This is a genomic window from uncultured Thiocystis sp., from assembly GCF_903866365.1.
Taxonomy (GTDB): Bacteria; Pseudomonadota; Gammaproteobacteria; order Chromatiales; family Chromatiaceae; genus Chromatium.
Genome location: NZ_CAIPNF010000124.1, coordinates 1 through 5012 on the forward strand (window position 1 = coordinate 1; position 5012 = coordinate 5012).

The 5012-nt window shown below is 57.3% G+C and carries 3 protein-coding genes and 1 pseudogene; 3 read left to right on the forward strand and 1 reads right to left on the reverse strand.

The window, feature by feature from the left end:
* Window positions 1–249: 249 nt before the first annotated feature.
* The 3 genes from QZY07_RS07505 (at window position 250) to QZY07_RS07515 (ending at window position 4672) form a co-directional block, all read left to right on the forward strand.
* Complete coding sequence (locus QZY07_RS07505; RefSeq protein ID WP_295401245.1) at window positions 250–1650, forward strand: phosphatidylserine decarboxylase family protein; 1401 nt, start codon at window positions 250–252, stop codon at window positions 1648–1650.
* Window positions 1651–1663: 13 nt separating this feature from the next.
* Window positions 1664–2911 (forward strand): hypothetical protein, encoded by a 1248-nt coding sequence (locus QZY07_RS07510; protein ID WP_295401247.1) that lies wholly within the window; start codon window positions 1664–1666, stop codon window positions 2909–2911.
* 327 nt (window positions 2912–3238) lie between these two features.
* Window positions 3239–4672: an MFS transporter gene (locus QZY07_RS07515; RefSeq protein WP_295401249.1), complete on the forward strand. Its 1434-nt coding sequence runs from the start codon at window positions 3239–3241 to the stop codon at window positions 4670–4672.
* A 135-nt stretch (window positions 4673–4807) separates the two neighbouring features.
* Here the strand turns inward: QZY07_RS07515 and QZY07_RS07520 are convergent.
* Window positions 4808–5012, reverse strand: a pseudogene (locus QZY07_RS07520) (transposase); the annotation flags it as partial.

Below are 5012 nucleotides of genomic sequence, written 5' to 3' on the forward strand. Positions count from 1 at the left end.
GCGCCACCTGAGCATGAACCTGTTCGATCAGGAGGGGTCGGCGATCAGCTTGGCCAAGAAGCGCCGCAAGGCCGCGTGGAATGACGACTATCGCGCCAAGGTCGTGTTCGGCTGAGAATTTAAACGCGCTCGCCCTGCGTCCCGACGCGCGAACTTGCGCTTGTTGGGCACAGGATTATAGTGGCGGACGACTCGGCGCCACCGAACCATAATCCGTCATCACCACCACCATCAGGAGCACATCCCCAGATGAACCGTCCCGCCTTGCGACGTCGCACCGCTGCCCTGCTCTTGATCCTGTCGTTACTGCCCGGCGTCGTGCCAATGGCCGAAGCCGAGAGTTCTGGCGCGAGCGCTGGCCCGGCCTCGCCTTATCAGGTTGGCAAATGGCTGCCCTCGGATCAGAAGACCCTAGATGCCTGGCGCGCGGAGCTGATCCGCGATACCGACGCGCTGCCTGGGGATGCTCCGCTCCTGCCGGTGATTCAGGATTTTAAGGACTTAATCGAGCAAGACCCCGAGCTCTTCATGCTGTTTACACAGATGTTCGAGCAGGTTCCGCGCAAGCCCCCATATCTGAGCGATCCCACGGGCACCTCGCAGGTGCGGGATTATCCGCACATGCTGCGCCTGATGAACCGCGTTCTGACCCAAGCGCCGGAGTTCAATCACACCGGACTGGTTGGCTTTCCGATCAATGCCATCCTCGACTGGCCCATGGGCACGCCTGCGGGCACGACCGTTTTTCTCAATGACAAGGTCAATCGGCAGTTAAAAAAGATTCTGAATCAGTGGGCGCTGTTTCTCAATTCGCCAGACTCGCGCCATGTGCTCGGTGAGGATCCGCACACCGGCTGGTTTGGGCGCGATGCCATGGCCGCCATGCCGACCTTTGTCGAGGACTTTATCTGCAACCCAAGTCTGCCTTATCACGGATTTCAGTCCTGGGACGATTTTTTTACCCGCCGCTTCCGCGATGGCCGCCGCCCGGTGGTCGAGCCCGAGGATGACAGCGTGATTGCCAATGCCTGCGAATCGGCTCCATACCGCATCGCCACCAATGTGCGGGAACGCGATCAGTTCTGGATCAAGGCCCAGCCCTATTCACTGACGCACATGCTCGCTGGCGACCCACTCGCGAACGAATTTGCGGGCGGAACTCTCTACCAGGCGTTTCTCAGTGCGCTCAGCTACCATCGCTGGCATAGCCCGGTCAGTGGGCGCATCGTCAAAACGCGCGTGATCGACGGCTCCTATTACGCTGAGAATCTGGCCGAGGGCTTCGACCCGGCTGGCCCAAATGAGTCCCAGGGCTATATCACGCAAGTGGCGTCCCGAGCGCTGGTGTTCATCGAAGCCGACAACCCGGACATTGGTCTGATGGGCGTGATGTTCGTTGGCATGGCCGAGGTCTCGTCAAATGAAATCACCGTCTATGAGGGGCAACACGTACGCAAGGGCGACGAACTTGGCATGTTCCATTTCGGCGGCTCCACTCATGTACTGATGTTCAGACCCGGCGTCGAACTGGACTTTGACCTGCGCGGACAGGAGCCCGGACTGCATTCGCAGAACATCCCGGTGCGCGCGAAGCTCGCGACCGTCAAGGCCCAGGCACAAGCAACGCCAGGCGCCTCAGTCTCCGACTGACGCGCGTCGGATGATGTCCGCCAACACCGAGTCCGCCAGGCCAGGGCGCCCGCACCGCGCGCGCTTTCCGACCAAGCTTGGGCTTGGGTTGCTCGCCGGTGCCATCGCGGCGGCCGCGACTGGGACTGGCCTTCCGCCGGTTGGCGGCCAGCCTCCTCCCCAGCACGCTAGCCACCTTGAACTGAGACTTGGCAGCGCGGTCAACAGCCGCGCGAAAAACGACGAGGACGACAGCGGACTGGCCTGGGGCTTTGCCGAAGTCCGGATCAGCGAGAGCTGGCGCTCTGGCTTAAACGGCGGAGCAACGCTCATCGCGACCCCCGAACTCTGGCAGGATCAGCCCGGACTCTATGACCGGGTCTTCACCGAGTCCTTCGACATTCGCGACCTCTATCTTGGCGCCAGCACGCCGGACGGTGCCACGCAGGCATGGGTCGGGCGCAAGAGCTTCGCGATCAATCCGGTCCTCGACGGCGACAGTCAGCAGGGTATTGGGGCGAGTCTGGCACTCGGCGGCGAGACCCAGCTCCATCTGGCCGCGCTGTCGCGCTGGATCAAGTACTCACGCACGCACGTTGACGCCCGCGGCATCTCCGGTTGGGAGAGCGTCGCCGAAGCCAACCCGCGCGCGGGCGATGTCTATCTCGCGCTGAGCATTGAGCAGATCAGGCTCGGCGAACACCTGAGCCTCGCGCCCTTTGTTAATTATCAGGACCATGTGCTTGCCGTTTACGGCTCGACCATCACCTGGTCGCAACCGCTGCGCGGACACGACGACGCTTGGCGCTGGGAACTCGAAACCATCCTGGCGTACTACCGCAATCAGGTTCCAGTCGCGCTGCAACCCGACTATCAGGACGTCTGGTCAGGCCGGATTCATGCCCAGCTCCACCGCTCGGACTTCTCGGTTGGTGCCGGCGCTTACTGGATCGGTGACCGGCGCAACGACACCGGCGCTGGTCTCTTTACCGATTTCGACCCGATGCAGGAAGACGACCTCTATCCCTACAACGATCGGAACAACCTGCACCTGTTCTATCTCGATGGCGCCTTTAGCCTCGGCAAGCTGGCGCTGAAGCCGGCGCTCGGCGTTGGCCGCAACCAGGCTCTGTCGAGCAATTCGCTTGAATTCGATCTGCTGGTCGAGTATCCGCTGACCCCAAGGATCACACTCGCCGGCTATGTCGTTCATGTCGATTTCTCACGGGATGTGATGCCAAATTATTCCAAAATCGGCACCTCGCTGAGCTACGCCTTCTGACGCCGGCGCCACGCTCTTCATACGTTTCAGACAGTGACCGGAAGCAGGGCAGGTCGGGATCCTGAGTCGCACGGTTGGATACATCAGTTAAAGCATATCGTTACACACAAGTCTGTAAGTCATTGATTTTACGGCGTTGGCCAAAAATGGAAATTCTTTATAAATCAATCGCTTACTAGCTTGGGATCAGAGATGTGTGTAATGGGATGCAGTTAAAGGCGTCACCGTGGATCCTGGAAAAGTTCCCGCCGGATTGTGGCCGACCTGTCCGAAACGTATAAAGAGCGTTCAAATATCCATGTTTAGAGCACTACCCATAGGTTAAGAATGGATAACTACGTAATCGCTGAACAACGGCGCCAATGGGTGATGCTGCTGGTGGTGTGTTTCGGGGCGTTCATGGGAAACATGGATGGCACGATTGTGAATGTCAGTCTGCCGACAATCGCCCGCGAGATGAATTTGTCCCCGAGCGCGGCGTCATTGATCGTCTTGGCCTACCTGCTGTTCGAAACCGGGCCATTGATGGCATTTGGCAAACTGGGCGACCTGTTCGGTTCGCGACCGGTTTTTCTATCTGGTTTTGTGTTGTTTACCTTAAGTTCACTTGGCTGCGCCTTGACCTCGTCACTGTGGATGCTGGTGCTGTTCCGGGCAATTCAAGGTGTCGGCGGCTCGATGATTTTCTCCGTGATGCTGACATTCGTCGCGCTTTACCTGCCGCCCGAAAAACGCGGCCGCGCGATGGGTCTTGCCACAATGTCGGCGGCATTGGGCATCGCGGTTGGCCCGACGGTTGGAGGGTTTATCACCCATTACCTGGGGTGGCGTGACATATTTTTCATAAATGTTCCGCTTGGCCTGATTGCAACAATAATTGGTTTCCGTGTGCTGCCCAAAGTGCATCCACCGGCTCGGGATAAACGTTTCGATGGTTTGGGTGCCTTCTATCAAACAATGTTTTTACTGTGTTTTGTTTTCACCGTGAACCAGTTTCATGAATACGGATGGCATTCTCCCGTGATTTCTTCAACACTGGGAGCGAGCCTGCTTTTTGCAATATTTTTTATTCACCGGGAACTGAGTATTGCGTATCCAATTCTTGATCTGCGTCTTTTTCTCAACCGAAACACGTTTCTGGCAACATTTAACTTTTGTCTGTCCATGATGGTTATGGGAGGCATTCTTTTTCTGATGCCGTTTTACCTGCAGGATATTCGTGCTCTCGAAGTAAATGTCATCGGACTGATCATGAGCATTATTGCCCTGGGTCAGTTCATGGGTCCGTTTGCCGGACAACTCGGAGACCGGCTGGGTTACCGCAAAGTGACTCTTTGGGGTGTTTTGCTTGGCCTTGTTGCATTTGTGATGTTTGTTTCGATGGATTTTGGAGAACCGTTATGGTGGGTCATCATGGCGATGACACTTTTCGGAGTGTCGCAGGGGCTCAACCGAGCGCCAAATATACAACTTATCATGTCAAGCGTACCGGCTGAACTCAAGTCAACGGCGGCCAGCATTACTTCTCTGATGCGCAGTCTGGGACTGACTTTGGGCGTCGTGGTATTTGAAACGACTTTCTCAATGTTCATACCTAAAAATATATCGCTTGACGGCGTTTCATTGAGTCACTCTGGCGTCCATCCTTCCGTGCTTCATCATGGTTTTGAAATGGCCTTAATTGTCGGTCTTGCCATCAGCGTTGCCATGACTGTATCAATTGCTTTTATCCAGAACAGCAGTAGAGCGGATGGCCATTAGCAGAATCATGATGTTGCAGCGATTCCTAGAGCGTTTTCAATTTGCTTGTACGGCATACCCGGCCCCCCGCAGGACGTTGGCGCATTCAGCAGGCGGAAAGTCATCCAGCCGCTTGCCCCGGGTATTCCACCGTCCCGCGACGGTGCGCTCGCCCGCGGCGCGCATCCCCGCCTTTAACTTGGCAAAGACCTGCTCAATGGGCTTGAGATCCGGGCTGGACGGTGGCCGTGGTTGGAGGGTCGCGCCACGGGCTTCAATGGCTTCGCGCACCCCGGCGACCGAATGGGCGGACAGGTTATCCCAGATGACGAGGTTGCCCTCCGCCAAGGCCGGGCAGAGC

Bases quoted from the DNA above. Each gene is read 5' to 3' on its own strand.
- QZY07_RS07505 (WP_295401245.1), top strand. From the start codon at position 250: ATGAACCGTCCCGCCTTGCGACGTCGCACCGCTGCCCTGCTCTTGATC.
- QZY07_RS07510 (WP_295401247.1), top strand. From the start codon at position 1,664: ATGTCCGCCAACACCGAGTCCGCCAGGCCAGGGCGCCCGCACCGCGCG.
- QZY07_RS07515 (WP_295401249.1), top strand. From the start codon at position 3,239: ATGGATAACTACGTAATCGCTGAACAACGGCGCCAATGGGTGATGCTG.